General features: G+C 70.6%; 21 protein-coding genes and 1 tRNA gene. 14 read left to right on the top strand and 8 right to left on the bottom strand.

Going from position 1 to position 19,741, the window contains the following annotated elements; all coding sequences use genetic code 11:
- The first annotated feature begins 12 nt into the window (after positions 1–12).
- The gene (locus HUO13_RS00245; RefSeq protein ID WP_211899524.1) at positions 13–1,017 is read left to right on the top strand and encodes an endonuclease/exonuclease/phosphatase family protein; all 1,005 of its coding nucleotides are present in this window, start codon (positions 13–15) and stop codon (positions 1,015–1,017) included.
- 263 nt (positions 1,018–1,280) lie between these two features.
- On the opposite strand, the gene HUO13_RS00240 is transcribed toward HUO13_RS00245, so the two are convergent.
- Positions 1,281–1,363, bottom strand: a tRNA-Leu gene (locus tag HUO13_RS00240).
- Positions 1,364–1,593: 230 nt separating this feature from the next.
- Between HUO13_RS00240 and HUO13_RS00235 the strand changes: the two genes are divergently transcribed.
- The 7 genes from HUO13_RS00235 to pknB are packed head-to-tail and all read left to right on the top strand — an operon-like array spanning position 1,594 to position 11,055.
- Complete coding sequence (locus tag HUO13_RS00235) at positions 1,594–2,907, top strand: FhaA domain-containing protein (protein ID WP_282976992.1); 1,314 nt, start codon at positions 1,594–1,596, stop codon at positions 2,905–2,907.
- Positions 2,908–2,960: 53 nt separating this feature from the next.
- Positions 2,961–3,425, top strand: coding sequence for an FHA domain-containing protein FhaB/FipA (locus tag HUO13_RS00230; RefSeq protein ID WP_211899522.1), 465 nt, complete (start codon positions 2,961–2,963; stop codon positions 3,423–3,425).
- Entirely contained in the window at positions 3,422–4,843 is a 1,422-nt protein-coding gene (locus tag HUO13_RS00225) for a PP2C family protein-serine/threonine phosphatase (protein WP_211899521.1), read from the top strand. Before HUO13_RS00230 ends, HUO13_RS00225 begins: the two co-directional genes overlap by 4 nt.
- Positions 4,843–6,279: an FtsW/RodA/SpoVE family cell cycle protein gene (locus HUO13_RS00220; RefSeq protein WP_211899520.1), complete on the top strand. Its 1,437-nt coding sequence runs from the start codon at positions 4,843–4,845 to the stop codon at positions 6,277–6,279. The genes HUO13_RS00225 and HUO13_RS00220 overlap by 1 nt, the downstream gene beginning before the upstream one ends.
- On the top strand, positions 6,276–7,727 hold the full coding sequence (locus tag HUO13_RS00215) for a peptidoglycan D,D-transpeptidase FtsI family protein (protein WP_211899519.1): 1,452 nt from the start codon (positions 6,276–6,278) through the stop codon (positions 7,725–7,727). Before HUO13_RS00220 ends, HUO13_RS00215 begins: the two co-directional genes overlap by 4 nt.
- Before the next feature lie 3 nt (positions 7,728–7,730).
- On the top strand, positions 7,731–9,035 hold the full coding sequence (locus HUO13_RS00210) for a serine/threonine-protein kinase (RefSeq protein ID WP_211899518.1): 1,305 nt from the start codon (positions 7,731–7,733) through the stop codon (positions 9,033–9,035).
- A gap of 58 nt (positions 9,036–9,093) precedes the next feature.
- Positions 9,094–11,055, top strand: a complete 1,962-nt coding sequence (gene pknB, locus HUO13_RS00205) for a Stk1 family PASTA domain-containing Ser/Thr kinase (protein ID WP_211899517.1) — start codon at positions 9,094–9,096, stop codon at positions 11,053–11,055.
- A 57-nt stretch (positions 11,056–11,112) separates the two neighbouring features.
- Here the strand turns inward: pknB and HUO13_RS00200 are convergent, their stop codons facing one another.
- From HUO13_RS00200 to HUO13_RS00190, 3 genes are all read right to left on the bottom strand, one after another.
- Complete coding sequence (locus tag HUO13_RS00200) at positions 11,113–11,754, bottom strand: aminodeoxychorismate/anthranilate synthase component II (RefSeq protein ID WP_211899516.1); 642 nt, start codon at positions 11,752–11,754, stop codon at positions 11,113–11,115.
- A gap of 76 nt (positions 11,755–11,830) precedes the next feature.
- Entirely contained in the window at positions 11,831–11,986 is a 156-nt protein-coding gene (locus HUO13_RS00195) for a hypothetical protein (protein ID WP_009945648.1), read from the bottom strand.
- Entirely contained in the window at positions 11,986–12,807 is an 822-nt protein-coding gene (locus HUO13_RS00190) for a class E sortase (RefSeq protein ID WP_211899515.1), read from the bottom strand. The genes HUO13_RS00195 and HUO13_RS00190 overlap by 1 nt, the downstream gene beginning before the upstream one ends.
- Before the next feature lie 196 nt (positions 12,808–13,003).
- Between HUO13_RS00190 and crgA the strand changes: the two genes are divergently transcribed.
- Positions 13,004–13,270: a cell division protein CrgA gene (crgA, locus tag HUO13_RS00185; protein ID WP_211899514.1), complete on the top strand. Its 267-nt coding sequence runs from the start codon at positions 13,004–13,006 to the stop codon at positions 13,268–13,270.
- A gap of 215 nt (positions 13,271–13,485) precedes the next feature.
- Entirely contained in the window at positions 13,486–13,899 is a 414-nt protein-coding gene (locus tag HUO13_RS00180; protein ID WP_211899513.1) for a PH domain-containing protein, read from the top strand.
- 81 nt (positions 13,900–13,980) lie between these two features.
- Here HUO13_RS00180 and HUO13_RS00175 read toward each other — a convergent pair whose 3' ends face one another.
- Positions 13,981–14,907, bottom strand: coding sequence for a rhomboid family intramembrane serine protease (locus HUO13_RS00175; RefSeq protein ID WP_211899512.1), 927 nt, complete (start codon positions 14,905–14,907; stop codon positions 13,981–13,983).
- Position 14,908: 1 nt separating this feature from the next.
- Complete coding sequence (locus tag HUO13_RS00170) at positions 14,909–15,463, bottom strand: peptidylprolyl isomerase (protein ID WP_211899511.1); 555 nt, start codon at positions 15,461–15,463, stop codon at positions 14,909–14,911.
- Positions 15,464–15,611: 148 nt separating this feature from the next.
- On the opposite strand from HUO13_RS00170, the gene HUO13_RS00165 reads away from it, so the two are divergent.
- From HUO13_RS00165 to HUO13_RS00150, 4 genes are all read left to right on the top strand, one after another.
- Positions 15,612–16,145: a hypothetical protein gene (locus HUO13_RS00165; RefSeq protein WP_211899510.1), complete on the top strand. Its 534-nt coding sequence runs from the start codon at positions 15,612–15,614 to the stop codon at positions 16,143–16,145.
- Between the two features lie 84 nt (positions 16,146–16,229).
- Positions 16,230–16,730, top strand: coding sequence for an SRPBCC family protein (locus HUO13_RS00160; RefSeq protein WP_211899509.1), 501 nt, complete (start codon positions 16,230–16,232; stop codon positions 16,728–16,730).
- Positions 16,731–16,784: 54 nt separating this feature from the next.
- Entirely contained in the window at positions 16,785–16,994 is a 210-nt protein-coding gene (locus tag HUO13_RS00155) for a helix-turn-helix domain-containing protein (RefSeq protein WP_211899508.1), read from the top strand.
- A gap of 2 nt (positions 16,995–16,996) precedes the next feature.
- A complete protein-coding gene (locus HUO13_RS00150) occupies positions 16,997–17,533 on the top strand; it encodes a Clp protease N-terminal domain-containing protein (protein WP_249124355.1) in 537 nt (178 codons plus the stop codon).
- A 72-nt stretch (positions 17,534–17,605) separates the two neighbouring features.
- Here HUO13_RS00150 and HUO13_RS00145 read toward each other — a convergent pair whose 3' ends face one another.
- Entirely contained in the window at positions 17,606–18,235 is a 630-nt protein-coding gene (locus HUO13_RS00145; protein ID WP_211899506.1) for an RNA polymerase sigma factor, read from the bottom strand.
- A 155-nt stretch (positions 18,236–18,390) separates the two neighbouring features.
- On the bottom strand, positions 18,391–19,740 hold the full coding sequence (gene accC, locus HUO13_RS00140) for an acetyl-CoA carboxylase biotin carboxylase subunit (RefSeq protein WP_211902552.1): 1,350 nt from the start codon (positions 19,738–19,740) through the stop codon (positions 18,391–18,393).
- Position 19,741 lies beyond the last annotated feature (1 nt).

The raw sequence follows: 19,741 nt of genomic DNA, 5'->3' as shown, positions 1-19,741 counted from the left end.
GGGGAGACGCTGATGCGAAGGCTGGCCGCACTGCTCGCGGCGACGATCGCCGGGCTCGGCGCGCTCCCGGCCGCGGCCGCACCGGAGGCGGAGCCGACGGGCACCCAGGTGCGCGTGCTGACCTGGAACATCCTGCACGGCGGGCGCGAGTACGGGCCCCAGAACCTGCCGAACCTGCTCGACCAGGTGGTCGCCGTGCGCCCCGACGTGTTCTTCACCGTGGAGACCTACGGGTCGGGTCCGGACATCGAACGCGCCCTCAGCCAGCGGGCAGGCAAGGGCGCCTACACCGGTGTCCGGGTCACAGACCGGCCGCCCGGCGAGGACAACCTGTGGCTGTTCACCCGCTTCCCGGTGAGCCACCGGTATCCCGCTCCGCAAGGCGGCGTCGTCGACGACTTCAACTTCGGCGGGGCGCGGGTGCGGCTCCCCGAGGGCACGGAGCTCAACCTGTTCACCGTCTGGCTGCCCTACAGCGACCCGTGGAACGGCTACCTGGTCGACGACAACGCGGCGGCGATCCGGACCGGTGTCCCGCCGCGGCACAGCGGGGCCGACATCCAGCGCGCGGAGACCGAGCAGCAGCGCCACATCGACGACATCGTGCGGACGCAGCTGCCCGCGATGCTGGGCGGCAACACCGATCCCGTCCTGATGGGCGGCGACCTCAACACCCTCGCCGCGCACGACTGGCGGCCGGAGCACGCGGCGTGCACGGGCCACCTGGGCATGAGCTACCCGCTCGGCGCCACCGCTGCGGTGACCGCCGCCGGCTTCGCCGACACCTACCGCACCGCCCACCCCGACGTGTGCGCCGAACCGGGCAGCACGTGGAGCCCGCAGCCGGCGGAGCGGATGATCACCCCGCAGCGCATCGACTTCACCTTCGCCCGCGGCGACGTCCGCGTGGAACGAAGCGAGGTCGTCGACCAGCGCATGCCCGAACACGGCCCCGGCGTCTTCTACTCCGACCACGCCGCCGTCGTCACCGACCTCGTGGTCCCCCACCACCGCTGAAACCCGGACGGCCGAACGGAAACGCACGGGGAACACCCCGGCGGCCCACCGAGGTGGAAGGGCTCGATCTTCGGCCGCGTGATGTGCGCCGACATCTGGTGCGATGCCGAGGAGACCAGCTTCACCAACGGCAGCGCTTCCGATGTCGATCTATGACATGCGCCTCAGTGGGGTTGGGCACCGGTCGCCGACGCGACGTGCCCGGGAAGACGGCCCCGGAAAGCAGTGAGGCCCCCACCTCGCGGTGGGGGCCTCACTTCGAGTGGGCGAGGAGGGAGTTGAACCCTCACGTCCTTACGGACACACGGACCTGAACCGTGCGCGTCTGCCATTCCGCCACTCGCCCGTGGCTTGAGCCGAACTCTACACTGACTGATTTCGGCCCCTGGCACCGGGGTCGGTGTAGTCGGTTCGACCCGTCTCCACCGGACCCGCTGCCCTGTTGGCTGGAGCAGCCTAACACCCCCTGACAAGCGTCTTCCGCAGGGGGGCGCCCCAGTTGGGAACTGGGCGGTGTCCCGGCCCGTTGACCCAGATACGATGGTCGGTGGAGTCGTTCGCGTGGAGGGGATTGTCGTGGGCCTCGTGCAGCGCTTCGAGCGCCGGCTCGAAGGCATCGTCGGTAATGGCTTCGCGCGCGTTTTCGGTGGGAAGGTCGTCCCCCAGGAGGTCGCGCAGGCTCTGCAGCGGGAAGCCGAGCTGCAGATCCGCGAGCTCGCCGGGGGACGGTTGCTCGCCTGCAATCACTACGTTGTGCAGCTGAGCACCCCCGACCACCAACGGCTCGCCGGTGAGGAGGACCGGGTTACCGACCTCCTCGCCGACTGCGTTCAGGAGCACCTCACCGAGCAGGGGTGGGACACATATGGTGACGTCGTAGTCTCCCTGGAGCGCTCTGAAACGCTGCACACGGGACAGTTTCGAATCAGATCGTCCGTCGACCCCGACGTAAGCCGACGGCCGGCAACACCTCGTACCGCAGGAGACCGACCCATGAGCCAGCCACCAGGCCACTACCCCCAGGGAGACCCGTACGGCCAGCAGCAGGGGCAGTACGGCTACGACCAGGGATACGGCCAAGGCCAGTACGGGCAAGACCCCAACTACGGCTACGGCCAGCAGCCCCCCGGGTATGACCAGGGCGGTTACGGCCAGCAGCCCCCCGGCTACGACCAGGGCGGCTACCCCCAGCAGGGCTACGCCCCGCAGCCCGGCTACGACCAGGGCTACGGCCAGCCCGCCGGTTACGACCAGGGCTACGCCCAGCAGCCCGGCGGCTTCGACCAGGGCGGCTACCCCCAGCAGCCCCCGGCGGCCTACGACCAGGGCTACGGGCAGCAGCCCCCCGGCTACGACCAGGGCTACGGCCAGCCGGCCGGGTATGACCAGGGTTACGGCCAGCAGCCCCCCGGCTACGACCAGGGCTACCCGCAGCAGCCGGGCCAGTACGGCTACGACCAGGGCGGCTACGCCCCGCAGCCCGGCGGTGCGTACCCGCCGAGCCAGCCCGGCGGCTTCCCCGAGCAGGGCTACGCCCCGCAGCCCGGCGGCGCATACCCGCCGAGCGCGCCCGGTGGCTACCCCGAGGCCGCTCCGCGCCAGCTCACCGCGACCCTGCAGCTCGACGACGGCTCGAACCGCTCCTACACGCTCCAGCACGGCTCGAACGTGATCGGACGCGGCCAGGAGGGCCAGTTCCGGCTGCCCGACACCGGTGTGTCCCGCAAGCACATCGAGATCACCTGGGACGGGCAGAGCGCGATGCTGGCGGATCTCGGTTCGACCAATGGCACCACGGTGAACGGCACCCCGGTGCAGACTTGGCAGCTGGCGGACGGCGACGTCATCCGGGTCGGTCACTCCTCCCTGGTCTTCCGCAGCCAGGGTTGAGCCGGTCCCCCGGGTAACAACGCCCCAGACACGAGTAGGAGCGTTCACAACAAGTGCCAGAGCTGGTTATACAGCTGACCAGAGCAGGGTTCCTGGCCCTGCTCTGGTTGTTCGTGCTGGCCGCGCTGCGCGTGGTTCGCTCCGATCTCTACTCGGCGTCCGGCATGCGCGTTCCGATGCCGGGTTCGGGCAGGGTCCAGGGCAAGCAGGCCCGCGGCAAGAGCAGGGCACCCCGGCAGATGGTGGTGACCCACGGGGCTCTCGCGGGCACCCGGATCTCGCTGGAAGGCCGGCCGATCATGATCGGCCGCGCCGACGACTCCACGCTGGTCCTCGACGACGACTACGCGTCGACCCGGCACGCCAGGCTGTCGCTCCGCGGCGCCGACTGGTACGTGGAGGATCTAGGCTCCACTAACGGCACATACCTCGATCGGGCGAAGGTCACGGGGCCGACCAAGGTCCCGCTCGGAGTTCCGATCAGAATCGGCAAGACGGTGATCGAGCTGCGCTCATGACCCTCGTCCTTCACTACGCAGCCCGCAGCGACCGCGGCCTGGTGCGATCCAACAACCAGGACTCGGTCTATGCCGGCCCACGACTACTCGCTCTCGCGGACGGCATGGGAGGCCATGCCGCCGGTGAGGTGGCCAGCAAGGTCGTCATCGCGGCGCTCGCGCCGCTCGACGACGACGAGCCCGGCGACGACCTGCTCGGGCAGCTCCGCGACGCGGTGCTGTCCGGCAACAGCGCGATCTCCGAGCTCGTCGCAGGCGACCCGGACCTCGACGGGATGGGCACCACCCTCACCGCCGTGCTGTTCGCGGGGAGCAAGCTGGGACTGGTCCACATCGGCGACTCACGCGCCTACCTGGTGCGCGACGGCGAGCTGTCCCAGATAACCCACGACGACACCTTCGTGCAGTCGCTGATCGACGAAGGCCGGATCACCGAGGAGGAGGCCGCCAACCACCCGCAGCGCTCGCTGCTGCTGCGGGCGTTGACCGGCCACGAGGTGGAACCGAGCCTCGCCGTCCGGGAAGCCCGCGCCGGAGACCGCTACCTGCTGTGCTCCGACGGCCTCACCGGACCGGTCAGCGAGGAGACGCTCGCGGAGGCGTTGCGCATCGCCGACCCGCAGCAGTGCGCGGACCGGATGATCGAGCTCGCCCTCAAGGGCGGCGGTCCGGACAACGTCACCGTCATCATCGCCGACGTCGTCGACGTGGAGTTCGGTGAGGACGCCCCCATCGTCGGGGGGGCCGCGGGAAATGGCGATGAGCATCCACAGCCGGATTCCTCGGCGGCACGAGCCTCGGCGGCGACCATGCCGAGGCCGCAGCCGCAGCGGTACGAGCCCACGTCACCGCCACCCGAACCGCGGCGCCGCAGGCGCTGGCTGCGTTCGGTGCTGGTCGTCGCAGGCGTGCTGGTCGTGCTCGCGGGGGCAGCGCTGGCCGGGCGCTGGTGGATGCTCAACCAGTACTACATCGGGGTCAACCAGGCCGATGATGTGGTGATCTTCCAGGGGTTGCAGGGCAACGTCCTCGGCGTGCCGCTGAGCACTCAGGTCGAGGACTCTTGCCCCGCCGGCTCGCCCCCCACCTGCGATCCGATCAACATCAAGGACCTGCAGGAAGCACAGCGCGCGGACATCCGCAACGGGATCACCGAGGTCAACGGGCTGGAAGCGGCACAGGCGGCTATGCACCGCCTGCGGATGACGGCGTTGCTGCCCGAGTGCGAGCAGCCCAAGCCGCAGCCCGACCCGAACGTGCCTCCCCCGCCGGGCCAGACCCCGCCCACACCGCCGGCGTCGGGCCAGCCCCCGCCGCCGCCGGACCCGAACCAGCCGAACGTACCGCCCAGCCCTGAAGACACCCCCTTGCAGCAGCAGGAGCAGAAGCCGGGCGTCACCTGCCGGACGGTGAGTTGATGTCACAGCCGGCCGCCGCAGCCGGAACGCAGACCCCCAGCGGCCACACCCCGGAACCCGGGGTTCCCACCCGTCGGGGGACCGAGCTGTTCCTGCTCATCTGTTCCGCGGTGATCATCACCGTGGCGATCATGCTGGTGCAGATCAGCCGCGAGCAGACGATCAGCCGCGAGCTGTTCTACTACGGTGCCGCGTTCCTGGCGCTGTTCGGAGCGGCGCACTTCGCTGTGCGCAGGTGGGCGCCGTACGCCGACCCGCTGATCCTGCCGCTGGTGTCGCTGATCAACGGCATGGGACTGGTGTTGCTGCACCGCCTCGACTTCGAGGAGGTCACCGGCTCGCCGTTCACGGGCAAGCAGATCATGTTCGCGACCGTGGGCGTGGTGCTGTTCATCCTGGTGCTGGCGCTGGTCAAGGACCACCGGACGCTGGCCCGCTACAGCTTCACCTGCGGGTTCGTCGGCCTGGCGCTGCTGGCCCTGCCGGGTCTGCTGCCGAGCAGCATCTCGGAGGTCAACGGCGCGAAGCTGTGGATCAACATCGGCGGGCAGTCGATCCAGCCGGGCGAGTTCGCCAAGCTGCTGCTGCTGATCTTCTTCGCGTCCTTCCTGGTGTCCAAGCGCGAGCTGTTCACCACGGCGGGCCGCCGCTTCCTCGGCATCGACTGGCCGCGGGCCAGGGACCTGATGCCGGTGATCGTGGCGTGGCTGCTGTCCATCGGCATCGTCGTGCTGGAGAAGGACCTCGGCACCTCGCTGCTGTTCTTCGGCATCGTGCTGGTGATGCTCTACATCGCCACCGAGCGCGCGGTGTGGGTCGGCCTCGGCCTGTCGCTGTTCGCGATCGGCTGCTTCATCGCGTTCAACCTCTTCGACCACGTCCAGGGCCGGGTGAACACCTGGCTGGACCCGATGGCCACCGCGGGCGAGGACGTCGACCCGGGTTTCCAGCTGCGGGGCGGCCTCTACGGCATGGCCAGCGGCGGCATCTTCGGCTCGGGTCTGGGCGGCGGCAGGCCGGACCTGACGATCTGGGCCGCCAGCGACTTCATCATCGCCGCCATCGGCGAGGAGCTCGGCCTGGTCGGGCTGATGGCGCTGCTGATGGTCTACCTGCTGCTGATGATGCGCGGGCTGCGCACCGCGCTGGCCGTGCGCGACTCTTTCGGCAAGCTGTTCGGCGGCGGACTGGCGTTCACCGTCTGCCTGCAGCTGTTCGTCGTCGCGGGCGGCGTCACCGGGCTGATCCCGATGACGGGTCTGACCGCTCCGTTCCTGGCATACGGTGGTTCGTCATTGCTGGCGAACTACATCCTGATCGCTCTGCTGTTGCGGATCTCCGACGCCGCGCGCCGGCCGCAGGCCCCGTCGAAGCCCAAGCCCAAGCAGGCTCCGATCGCCGAAGCACATACCGAACTGGTGGAGCGTCCCCGATGAACAAGCCGCTGCGCCGGGTGGCGCTGGCCATGATGGTGATGGTGGTGTTGCTGATGGGCAACGCCACCTACGTCCAGGTGATCAAGGCCGACGAGCTGCGGGACGGTCCGGGCAACACGCGGACGCTCTACGACGAGTACTCCCGCCAGCGCGGCCAGATCATCGCGGGCGGCCAGTCGCTGGCCAACTCGGTGGAGACCGACGACAAGCTGAAGTACCTGCGCACCTACCCGGAAGGGCCGGCGTTCGCCCCGGTGACCGGGTACTACTCGTTCGTCTACGGCGCCAACGGCGTCGAGCGGGCGCAGATGAACCTGCTCAACGGCACCGACGACAGCCTTGCGTTCGACCGGCTCTCGGACATGATCACCGGTGAGCCGCCGCGCGGCGGCGACGTCGAGCTGACCATCAACCCCGCGATGCAGCGGGTCGCCTACGAGCAGCTGACCAGCAAGAACTTCCAGGGCTCGGTGGTCGCGCTGGACCCGAAGACGGGCGCGATCCTGGCGATGGCCAACGCCCCGTCCTACGACCCGAACAGGCTGGCCTCGCACCTGAAGTCCGAGGCGCTGGCGGGCTGGAACGAGGCGTCGCAGGCCAAGGGCGACCCGATGCTCAACCGCGCGGTCTCCGAGATCTACCCGCCCGGCTCGACGTTCAAGCTGATCACCACGGCCGCGGCCCTGCAGAACGGCTACAACGCCAACAGCCAGGTCACCGACGCGCCGTCGATCACCCTGCCCGGCACCAGGACTCCGCTGCCGAACTACGGCGGCAACACCTGCAAGGGCAACACGCTGACCAAGGCGCTGGCCCACTCGTGCAACACGGCGTTCGCCGAGATCGCCGGCAAGCTCGGCGCGGACAAGATGCGCGAGACCGCGTCGGCCTTCGGCTTCGGCCAGGACCTCCAGGTGCCGATGCGCGCCGCCAAGTCGGACCTGGGCCCGATGGCGGACGCTCCCTCGCTGTACCAGAGCGGCATCGGCCAGCGCGACGTCCGCGTAACCCCGCTGCAGAACGCGATGATGGTCGCGGCGATCGCCAACGGCGGCAAGCTGATGAAGCCGGAGCTGGTGCGCAGGACCACGGCCCCGGACAAGTCGTCGATCAGCGAGATGCAGCCGGAGGAGCTGAACCAGGCGGTCTCGCCCGAGGTGGCCCGCACGATCCGGGACATGATGCTGCAGTCGGAGCAGAACACCAAGGGCGACGGCAAGATCTCCGGCGTCGAGATCGCCTCCAAGACCGGTACCGCGCAGCACGGTGACCCGGACGACAAGCCGCACGGCTGGTACGTGGCGTTCGCGCCCGCCGAGGCGCCCAGCATCGCGGTCGCGGTGATCGTGGAGAACGGCGGTGACGAGGGCGCCGAGGCCACCGGCGGGTCGATCGCGGCGCCGATCGGCCGCGCCGTCATCCGCGCCGGGCTGCAGGGGGGTGGCTGAGCCGTGCTGACCACCGGCCAGTTGCTGGCCGAGCGCTACCGGCTCGGCCAGCGCATCGCCGTCGGCGGGATGGGCGAGGTCTGGAAGGCCACCGACGTCCGGCTGGACCGGACGGTCGCGATCAAGGTGCTCAAGGCGGAGCTGTGCGGCAACGCCGAGTTCCTGCACCGCTTCCGCACCGAGGCCCGCACCACCGCGTCGCTGAACCACCCGGGCATCGCCGCCGTGCACGACTACGGCGAGACCGCGGCGATCCCGGACGGTCCGGAGGACACCGCCTACCTGGTGATGGAACTGGTCGAGGGCGAGCCGCTGGCCGCCACCCTGGCGCGCGAGGGCCGCATCAAGGTCGAGCACGCGCTGGACATGCTCGAGCAGGCGGGCCACGCACTGCAGGCCGCGCACGAACGCGGCCTGGTGCACCGCGACGTCAAGCCCGGCAACATCCTGATCACCCCGAACGGCAAGGTGAAGCTCACCGACTTCGGCATCGCCAAGGCGGCCGACGCGGCACCGGTGACCCGCTCGGGCATGGTCATGGGCACCGCCCACTACATCGCTCCCGAGCAGGCGCTGGGCAGCGAGGCCACCCCGGCCAGCGACGTCTACTCGCTGGCCGTGGTGGGTTACGAATGTCTCAAGGGCCACCGCCCGTTCCTGTCGGACAACGCGGTGACCGTCGCGATGATGCACATCCGCGAGGTCGCGCCGCCGCTGCCACCGGACGTGCCGCCAGGGGCGCGGGCGCTGATCGAGGCGACGCTGGTGAAGGACCCGCGCCGCCGCTACGCGACCGGTGGCGAGTTCGCCAACGCCGTCGCCGCGGTGCGCGCGGGACTGCCGCTGCCGACCCCGGCCGCGCTCGCCGTGCCGCAGCAGCGGCAGCAGATGGGCGTGCCGGTGCCGGGCACCGGCGTGCACCAGCTGCCTCCGGCCATGCCACCAATGCAGAACACCTACCCACCGGGGCTCATCCCGCCGCAGGCGGCCGCACCAACGCCGCCCGCGGCCCGCCAGCGCTACAGCCGCACCATGATCTGGGTGGCCGTGTCGGTGGTGGTCGTCGTCGCGCTGACCGCGATCGGCATCGCCGTGGCGTTCAGCACGAGCAACGGCCAGGGTGCTCCTCATAACGATCCAGAACGGACCCGGCAGGTCGCGGCCGGTGCGGCCGCGCACCACCTGGATTCCGCGGGCCGTTTCGGCCAGACTGCGCTACGTCCTGTCCAAGGGACGAACCGCGCGAACACGCACGAAAGCACCGAAGTCGGGGGGACCGCGCACTACGTCCAGCGGGGGACGTCGTGACACCGCCGGTCGGCATGATGATGGGACGATCGTTGACAAGGATCGGGACGACGCATCGATGAGCTCACCGCGACTTCTCTCCAACCGCTACGAGATCGGTGACACGCTCGGCTACGGCGGTATGTCGGAGGTGCACCGCGGCCGGGACATCCGGCTGGGGCGCGACGTGGCGGTCAAGGTCCTGCGCGCCGACCTGGCCCGGGACCCCACCTTCCAGCTCCGGTTCCGCCGCGAGGCGCAGAACGCCGCCGCCCTGAACCACCCGGCGATCGTCGCCGTCTACGACACGGGCGAGACCGACTCCGAGAGCGGTCCGCTGCCCTACATCGTGATGGAGTACGTGGACGGCCGGACGCTGCGCGACATCGTCAAGTCCGAGGGTCCGCTGCCGCCGCGCCGCGCGATGGAGGTCATGGCCGACGCCTCGGCCGCGCTGGACTTCAGCCACCGCCACCACATCATCCACCGCGACGTGAAGCCGGCCAACATCATGATCACCCGCTCCGGCGCGGTGAAGGTGATGGACTTCGGCATCGCGCGGGCGCTGACCGACGGGCAGGCAGCGGTCACCCAGACCGCCGCGGTGATAGGGACCGCCCAGTACCTCTCGCCCGAGCAGGCGAGGGGCGAGTCCGTCGACGCGCGAAGCGACGTCTACGCCTCGGGCTGCGTGCTGTTCGAGCTGCTCACCGGCGAGCCCCCGTTCACCGGTGACTCGCCGGTCGCGGTGGCCTACCAGCACGTGCGGGAGGACCCGCGCAAGCCTTCCGACGTCAACCCGCAGGTCCCGGCGTCGCTGGACGCCGTGGTGCTCAAGGCGTTGAGCAAGAACCCGGCGAACCGCTACCAGTCGGCCGCCGAGATGCGCGCCGACCTGGTGCGGGTGCTGTCCGGGCAGCGGCCGAAGGCTCCGATGATCATGTCGGAGGAGGAGCGGACCTCGATGATCGCTCCGACGCCCGCGACCGAGATGATGTCCCCGGGCGGACGCCACCGCAGCATGGAGCCCGCCGTCGAGGAGGACCTCGACGCCGAGGCGCAGCGCAAGCGGCGCAAGAACTGGATGATCGCGCTGGTCACGCTCATCTGCGTCGCGGTGTTCGCGCTGGTGGCGTGGGTGGCCAACGCGCTGCTGAGCGGGCCGACCGGCGACGACAGGGTCGCGGTTCCGCAGTTGGAGGGCATGACCAAGTCCCAGGCGCTCAGCGAGCTGACAGCCGGCAACTGGTTGTGGCAGGAGCAGATCCCGTGCCCGTCCAGCCGGGAGGACGTCGGCCGCGTCATCAACCAGACCCCGGACCCGGGCGTCCCGATCGACAAGAAGCAGGACCGGGTCAGGGTCTGCTTCGGCACCGGACCGGAGCAGGTCCAGATCCCGGACCTGCGCGGGATGTCCATGGACCAGGCCAGCGCCAAGCTGTCGGAGGTCGGGCTCACGCTCGGCTACAACCCCAAGACCCGCGAGGTCGACAACGACAGCCAGGTCGACAAGATCCTGGAGTGGGACCCGGAGGGCACCGTCGCCAAGGGCACCACGATCAACGTGGTGCTCGGCAAGAAGGCCGAGCAGCGGCCCGTCCCCGACGTCCGCAACATGCCGTACGAGACCGCCGATCGGCTGCTCAGCTACGCCGGTTTCAAGGTCGTGCGCTCGGAGCGCGACTCCAGCGAGCCCGCCGGCATAGTGGTCGACCAGACCCCGGCGGCCGACACCAAGCTGAAGCCGGGCGCGCAGGTGACGGTCTACGTCTCAAACGGGCAGCAGATCTCGATGCCTTCGCTGACCGGGCTCTCGCCCAGCGACGCCAACAGGCAGCTCCAGCAGCTCGGCTGGAACGGCCGGCTCGTCGAGCAGAAGGAGTCGACCACCGACAGCAATCTCGACAACAAGGTCGTGCGCAGCTCCCCGTCAAACGGCGACAAGATCAGCAAAAACCAGACGATCACGATCTACGTCGGCGAGTACGACAGTTCGCCGACCACGCAGCCCGACGACGGGTTCTTCCCGCCGTTCCCCTGAACGAAGCCGTGATGGAAAGGGCCCCGCGATTCGCGGGGCCCTTTCTGCGTCGGCGGGTCAGCGGCGCGCGGCCGCGGCGACCTTGCGCATGCCCTCTTCGAGCTGGGACACGACGCGCTCGTCGACCGGGTTCCCGGCCGAGGCCATCCAGTTGGCCAGCATCCGGTGGCCGCCGTCGGTGAGCACCGACTCGGGGTGGAACTGCACGCCCTCGACCGGCAGCTCGCGGTGGCGCATGCCCATCACGATGCCCGACTCGGTGCGGGCGGTGACCTCGAACTCGTCCGGGATGGTGTCGGCGCGGACGATCAGCGAGTGGTACCGGGTCGCGATGAAGGGTTCCGGCAGGCCGGCGAAGACACCGGCGCCGTCGTGGCGGATCTCGCTGACCTTGCCGTGCAGCAGCTCGGGGGCGCGCTCGACGACGCCGCCCCACGCGGCGCCGATGGCCTGGTGACCGAGGCACACGCCGAGGACCGGGCGCCGCTCGTCGGCGCAGCGCCGGACGAGCTCCATCGTGCGGCCTGCCCGGTCGGGGGTGCCCGGTCCGGGGCTGAACAGCACGCCGTCGGACCACTCCACCTCATCGTCGGCGACGACGTCGTTGCGGCGCACGACGCATTCGGCGCCGAGCTGCGCCAAGTATTGGACGAGGTTGTAGACGAAGCTGTCGTAGTTGTCGACGACGAGTACGCGCACGCCCACAGGGTACGTGGCACGCCGCCGCGGTGTCGCGCACGTTCCGACAGGTGGCACCCCGCGCGCCCGGGTGCCTTCAGAGCGTGGTGACCTCGTTGAACGGCAGCAGCGGCTCGACCCGCGGGAAGACCACGAACAGCAGCAGCGCGATGACCGCCGCGACCAGCAGCACGGCCTGCACGGCCTTCGCCGCGGTCGGGCCCGGCAACCGCCGCCAGATCCAGCCGTACATCAGCGCTCCTCGAGTTCGGGCGGTCGCAGGTCGGGGTCGGCCGGGTCCTTCGGGTACCGCTTGACCAGCACCCCGTGCACGATGAGGCGCTGCGCCGCGGAGAACTCCGGGTGGCAGGTGGTGAGGGTGATGAGCCTGGTCTGCTGGTCCTTCGGCAGGGTGTCCCGTGACCTCCCGGGTACCGGGTAGATGACCTCGCCCTGTTCCGGCCCGACGATGCGCTGGCCAAGCGCCAGGTCGTAGGGCACTCCGATCGGCGCCACGCCCCGGCACTTCGGGTCGGTCGCCCGGGAACCCCAGGCCGCGGCCTCTTCCGCCCGCGGCAGCACGCGGTAGACGTACCACTCCGTAGCGGTCTCGACGACCAGCGCGTCGCAGGAGCGCAGCCGGTCAACGTCGTTGAACGGCGCGCCCTTGCCGATGCGGTGTCCGGCGACCGCGAAGTTGCCCTGCTCACCGGGCTGGGCGGTGGCCGAGTAGTGGCCGGGTCCCGCCGCGAGCGTCGCCGGATCTGTGCCTTCGAGGACCGTGAACCGGTAGTCGGGGCCGAAGGCGGGGATGTGGAGCCGGGCGAACGCGTCGCCCTGCCGCGGCGCAGGCGGCGGAGGCCCCGGAGCCTGCCACTGCCGGTCGAGCCGGCGGCTCGCGTCGTCCTGCTTGCGCGCTGTGAACCAGTCGGTGACGTAGACCTCGTAGAACACGAACAACAGGAGCACCAGGCCGAGGGTGATGAGAACCTCGCCGAAGACCCGGGCGGCGGCGCGGACCCGCTGGGGACGGCGGTCCGGCGGTGGTGCCACTGCGATGTCGGTGGACCCCACGGTGTCCCTTCCCACTGCGGAGCCGGCCGAACTCGCCAGCGCAAGGGGTGTTCGGTCGGCTACGAGATTGCGTTAACGTGTTAGTCGGAAAACGAGCCGCTCCGCGTCCGGTTCCGCTCCGGGCCGGATCGCGCGGTACGGCCGCCGCCCCCGAGCACGCAGCCGACGCTGCGCTGCCTCCCCTGGCGAGGACACCATGCCGAAGTCCAAAGTCCGCAAGAAGGACTCCTCCACCCCGGTGGCTGATCGCCGCACGCCGGTGAAGGCGAAGGCGGTAGGACCGTCGCACCCGATCTACGTCGTGGTCATGCTGGGCATGATGGTCATCGGCCTGCTGTGGCTGGTGGTCAACTACCTGGCCGGCGACAAGATCCCGTTCATGGCCGACCTGGAGGCGTGGAACTTCGCGGTCGGGTTCGCTTTCATGATCGTCGGGCTGCTGATGACCATGCGCTGGCGCTAGCCGTCGAACCGCACGTGACCGGGGCCCGGAGGTGCTACACCTTCGGGCCTCACTCTGTTCATGTCGGCGAAAGCGTCCGGTAACCGAACAACACGTGTGTAACTCATCCCCACTGGGGATAACTCCTGTGGACAACTTCACTCGCTGAACGGATCAGCGCAGGTCAGAACCTGGTTTCACGTGAAACCAGGGCGGTGGATGAGGAGGCGGAAACGGTGCAGCCCGAGGTTTCGCGCGAGTGGTCCACACCCGTCGGCCTGGCCGCTTCCGGGTGGGTGCTCACCGCCGCCGCGGCGGTGTGGTGGCTGCTGAGCGGCAGCGCGCTGGACCGGTTGTTCGTCGGCGTGGTGGTGGTCGTGCTCGCGGCCGCCTCGGCCTACGCCACGCTCTGCCGGCCGCGGCTCAGCGCCGGCGCCGAAGGCGTCGCCGTGCGCGGGCTGCACGGACGCAGGGCCTGGCCTTGGCCTGCGGTGACCGTGCGAACCGAGCGCAGCTCGCGGCTCGGCCGCACTGTAGAGGTGCTCGCCATCGACACCGCCGACGACGAGCTCGTGGTGCTGACCAGGCTCGACCTCGGAGCCGATCCGGTCGAGGTCGCGGAGGCGCTGAACGCGATGCGGCCCGGCTAGGCCCTGTTCAACAAGCGGTGTCAGCCGCCCGCGGTGCGGTAGCTGGCTCGCACCGCCAGGCGAACCACATCTGGAACATCACTAGATCACGCCGCAGCGGGTGCCATCGCCGCCGTAGCCGGTGCAGACCATGTTGCCCAGCGACATGTCCTTGGTGACCAGCGCGACGGCGAGCACCAGGAAGATCGCCGCGAGCGCCCCGCCCTGGAACAGCAGCCTGCGCTGCCTCGGCGCGTAGACCAGCGCCGCCGTCGCGGCGGCACCGACGAACAGCCCGCCCAGGTGCCCCAGCAGGGACAGCCCCGGGATGGTGACGCTGAGCAGCACGTTCAGGCCGATCACGATGAGCACCGGCCGCAGGCTGACCTTCAGCCGCAGCGCGGCGACCGCGATGCCGCCCATCAGGCCGTACACCGCGCCGGATGCCCCGGCGACCGGCTGCACCAGCTCGCCGAACACGAACACCGCGGTGCTGCCGCCGAGCAGCGACAGGAAGTAGACCGCGGTGAACCGCAGGCGGCCCAGCACCAGTTCGAGGTCCCGGCCGATCACCCACAGCGCGATCATGTTCATCGCCAGGTGGGGCAGCCCGATGTGCAGGAAGCCGGACGTGACCAGCCGCCACCACTGGCCGCCCGCGACCAGGATCGGCAGCAGCGCCGACGTGGCGAACCCGTCGGAGTCGAAGTTGTCCATCCCGCTGCCTGCCTGGACGGACGTGTAGACGTGCACCAGCACGTTGAGCGCGATCAGCACCGGCACGACGATCGGCTTGGCGGCCAGTCGCGCACCCGCGACCGTGACCGGCTGGCGGGTGCCGCCGCGCCCGGCCTGCACGCAGTCGACGCAGTGGTAGCCCACCGAAGCCTCGCGGAGGCAGTCCGGGCAGGCCGGGCGTTCGCAGCGCGTGCAGCGCAGCCCGGTCGGCCGGTCCGGGTGGCGCACGCACGCCTGCAGCGGCGGCGCCCCGTCCGAACCGGTCGGCTGCCCGTGCGGCGGTACCGTCACGTCAGCCCTCGCCGCGCTCCACGGCGACCTTCTCGATCACGATGTCGTTGACCGGGCGGTCGGCGGGACCGGTCGCGGTCGTGGCGATGGCGTCGACGACATCGCGCGAGGCCTGGTCGGCGACCTCGCCGAAGATCGTGTGCTTGTAGTTCAGCCAGCTCGTCGCGCCCACGGTGATGAAGAACTGCGAGCCGTTGGTGCCGGGACCCGCGTTGGCCATCGCCAGCAGGTACGGCCGGTCGAACTGCAGCTCCGGGTGGAACTCGTCGCCGAACTGGTAGCCGGGGCCACCGCGCCCGGTACCGGTCGGGTCTCCCGTCTGGATCATGAAGCCCTCGATGACCCGGTGGAAGATGACCCCGTCGTAGAACGGCCCGGAGCGCTCGCCCTTCGCGTTCGGGGCGTCGTACTCCTTGGTTCCTTCGGCCAGGCCGACGAAGTTCGCGACGGTCTTGGGCGCCTTGTTCGGGAAGAGGTTGACCCGGATGTCGCCCTGCGTCGTGTGCAGGGTCGCGGTCAACGTCGTCCCAACGAGCGATCCGTTGTCTTCAGCCACCAGACCATCCTGCCATCGAAAGGCGGGAACGTGGTGTCTGGGTGCAGTATGGGGGCTGATCGTCACGTGCCAGGCGTTCCCGCCACCCGGCCGGGCCGCCTGGACGCCAGAGCGAAGACCGGCGAACGCCGGGCGTAGGAGGCACACGATGGACGAAGTGAAGACCATGACCCGAGCCGGCGAGAACGTGGGCAGGGCAGTCGGCACCGGGATCCGCTCGGCCCGCATCGGGGCCGCGCGAGCCGGGCGGGCCGGGATGGCGATGTCGAAGACGGCCGCGGCGCGCGCCGAGTACGAGCTGGCGAACCGCGGCATCGACACCGACGAGTTGCAGGAGCTGATCGCCCGCAAGGCGACCGGCATGTCGCGCAAGCAGCTGGCCAAGCGGCGCCGCAAGGCGCGGAAGCAGTTCGCCAGGAACACCGAGATCGCCCGCCGCGAGCTGGCCGGCCGCATCGCGCCCGAGCCGCGGCGCAGGCGGAAGTGGCCGTGGGTGCTGCTGGTGCTGGCCGGACTGGCCGCGGCGGGCGTCGCGCTGTCGCGCAGGCCCGAGGAGCTGCCGGTCGCCGAGGCCGAGGACGGGCCGCGGCACGGCACCGACGGCCACCACTCGCCGGTGCCCGCGCAGGGCGACGGCCGCGCCGACCGGCCGACCTCGCTGGGTACGGAGTACCAGCGCTGAGGGGCTCTCCCCGGGAACGGCGGCACCCGCTGGGTGTCGCCGTTCTCACGTCCGCGGGCACCTGGGGTCGCGCAGACTGATCAGATGAGCGAGCAGATCGATCTGTCCTTCGACATCGAGGCCACGACGAAGGTCGACGCGTCCCCCGATGAGGTCTACCGGGTCGTCAGCGACATCACTCGCATGGGCGAGTGGAGCCCGGAGTGCACCGGCGGCGAGTGGGTGCTTGGCGAGCCCGGCGCGGTCGGGTCCCGGTTCCACGGGCACAACCGGGCGGGCGAGGAGACGTGGACCACCGAGTGCGAGGTCGTGGCCGCGGTCCCGGGCCGGGAGTTCGCGTGGGCGGTGCTGACCTACGCCAGGAGCGCCGAGACCTCGGTCTGGTCGTTCGCGATCGAGCCGGACGGCGGCGGGTGCGCGCTCACCCAGCGCTATCGCATGCAGGAGCCGCCTTCCAGGTTCGCGAGCTACCTCCGGGGCATGGACGACGACCAGGCCGCGGCCCTGGGCGCGAAGCGGCGGGCGATGCTCGAGGACGCCATGTCCAGGACGGTCGCCGAGATCAAGGCGGCCGCGGAGGGCTGAGCACACTGTCAATGCAAGTTGACACACCCTCCCGTGTCAACTTACATTGACACCATGACTGAAGCGACGGAACTGGCCTCGGCCGCGGGCGGCCGCGACCCGCGCGCGGGCCTGCGCGCCGTGGCCGCCCTGCGCAAGCTGCTCGAACAGCTCGAGTCGGTGCAGGTCCGCAACGCGCGCAACCAGGGCTGGTCGTGGCAGGAGGTCGCCAACGAGCTGGGGGTCTCGCGGCAGGCGGTCCACAAGAAGCACGGGAGGGCATGACGATGTTCGAGCGATTCACGCGCACCGCCCGCGACACCGTCGTCAGGGCCGTCGAGGAGGCCAAGCGGGCCGAAGCCGCCGAGGTCACCGCGGAGCACCTGGCGCTGGCGCTGCTGGCGACCCCGAGCGGGGCGCTGCTGGCCGAGCACGGCGTGCGGCGCGAGGACATCGCGTCGGCCTACGAGACGGCCCGCCGCCGCGCCGGGCTCTCCGAGTCCGACGCCTCCGCGCTGCGCGAACTGGGCATCGAGGTGGACCACGTCGTCGGCAGCGTCGAAGGCGCCCACGGCACCGGAGCGATGGTGCCGCGCCGGCGCCGCCGGCGCTTCGGCCCGCGCGGGCACGTCCCCGTCGCCGCCGACACCAAGGAGGTGCTGCGGCGCTGCCTGCGGGAGGCGCTGGACATGGGTGACCGGCAGCTCGACGACCGCCACCTGCTGCTCGGGCTGGTCACCACCTCCGGCGTCGCGGCCGACCTGCTGGACGCGCACGGGATCGGCTACGCGGCGCTGCGTGCCCGCCCGCGCAAGGCGAGCTGACGGAACGGCACGGGGACCTGCCACGAGGTCCCCGGCCGGCTTCCGGTGCAGCCGCTCATCGCGGACCGCGGTTCACAGCGGGTCCGAACCGTCTTCGGAGGTGAGCATGTCGCGCATCCTGGCCAGTACGCGCATCCGCGTCGGGCCGACCGACCCCCGCGGCATCCGCAGGGCCTCGGCGACGTCGTCGTAGCTGGTACCGGGATCGGACACGAGCATTCCCAGCAGCGCCTGGTGCTTCTCCGGCAGCAGGCGGAAGGCGGCGAGCACCTCCCGGTCGCGATCGTGGGTGACCGCCACTTCCTCGGGTGTCGCACCGGTCGACGCGCGTCCGGGCCCGACCTCGGTGGGATCGGCGACGGGCACCGTGCGGACCCGCACCCGCCGGTTCCGGATGGCCTCCCGCTTGGCGACGGTGACCAGCCACGGCCGGATGCGGTCGGCCCGGTGCAGCCTCGGCAGGTGCTCGACGAGCCGCTGCCAGGTCAGCTGGCACACGTCCTCGCAGTCCGGCGCGGACAGTTCGTAGGAGCGGGCCACGGTCCAGATGACCGGGCTGTAGCAGCGCACGAGCTCGTTCCAGGCACGCCGGTCGCCACGACGGCACCGGTCGACCAGCGGTACCGGCTCGGTCCGCGGCTCTCTCTCGGCGGGCTCGGCCTCCGCGGTCGTCTCCCGGCCGGCAGTCCCCAACGCAGGCATCCTGTTCTCCCTCCGGCAACGTCCCCTCGCGGGCAGGTGGCTGGCGTTCGAACCTTGATCACCTTCGATGGTGGTGCCGGGAGATTCACGGGAAATCGGTCAGGATGACTGGTTCGCGTCCGGGATCGAGAAAGAGCCGGACCGCACCGGCCGGATCAGCTCTCGCGGAGCTGCCGCACGAAGTCGGTGCAGGCGGCGCCGCGGCGGAACACCGGGTGGTCGACCACCTCGCGGTGGAAACCGATGGTGGTGGCCATGCCCCTGCCCTCGACCCGGTACTCGTCCAGGGCGCGGCCCATCCGGTCCAGCGCCCTGTCGCGGTCCTCCGCCCAGACCAGGAGCTTGGCGATCATCGAGTCGTAGTTCGGGGGCACGGTGCAGCCGGGGAAGCAGTGGGAGTCCACCCGCACCCCGGGACCGCCCGGCACCACGTACTCCTCGATCGTTCCCGGTGTCGCGGCGAAACCGCGGTCCGGGTCCTCGGCGTTGACCCGGCACTCCACGGCGTGGCCGTGCATCCGCACGTCCTGCTGGTGCACCGACAGCCTCTCCCCCGCGGCGATGCGGATCTGCTCGCGCACCAGGTCTAGCGAGGTGACCAGCTCGGTCACCGGATGTTCGACCTGGATGCGCGGGTTGACCTCCATGAACCAGAACTCGCCGTCGTCGTCGAGCAGGAACTCCGCGGTCCCCACGCCCTGGTACCCGGCGGCCACGGCACCGTCGACGGCCGCGCGGCCCATCCGGGCGCGCAGGTCGTCGTCCACGCGCGGCGAGGGCGCCTCCTCCACGAGCTTCTGGTTGCGCCGCTGCACCGAGCAGTCGCGTTCGCCGAGGTGGACCGCGCCGCCGTGGGAGTCGCAGACGACCTGGATCTCCACGTGGTGCGCCGGACTGAGGTACTTCTCCAGGTAGACCGACGGGTCCTTGAACAGCGTCTGCGCGGTGGCCCTGGTCTCGGCCAGCGCCGAGGGCAGGCTCCCGGGGTCGCGCACGACGGTGATGCCGCTGCCGCCGCCGCCCGCGGACGCCTTGATGATGACCGGGTAGCCGATCTCCCCCGCGATCCGCTCCGCCTCTCCCGCGGAGGCCACCGGCGACAACGTGCCGGGCAGCAGCGGCAGGCCCGCGTCGCGCATGACCCGGCGGGTGCTCGCCTTGTCGCCGAGCACGTCCATGACCCCGGGCGGCGGGCCGATCAGGGTGATGCCGTGCTCCTGGCAGATCTCGGCGAAGTAGGGGTCCTCCGACAGGAAGCCGTAGCCGGGGTGGATGGCGTCGGCGCCGGTCTTGCGGGCGGCTCCGATGATGTTGGGGATGCTGAGGTAGCTCTGCCGCGCCGCCGAGGGGCCGATCCGGACCGCTTCGTCGGCCGACCGGACCGGCAGCGAGTGCGCGTCCGCGGTGGAGTACGCCGCGACCGTGGCGATGCCGAGCTCGCGGCAGGCGCGGATGATCCGCAGCGCGATCTCCCCGCGGTTGGCGACGAGCACCTTGGCGAACACG

It is taken from the genome of Saccharopolyspora erythraea (assembly GCF_018141105.1).
In the GTDB taxonomy this organism is placed as follows: Bacteria; Actinomycetota; Actinomycetes; order Mycobacteriales; family Pseudonocardiaceae; genus Saccharopolyspora_D; species Saccharopolyspora_D erythraea_A.
Note: the sequence above shows the minus strand (reverse complement) of the source record. Positions and strands in the feature narration are given on the sequence as shown.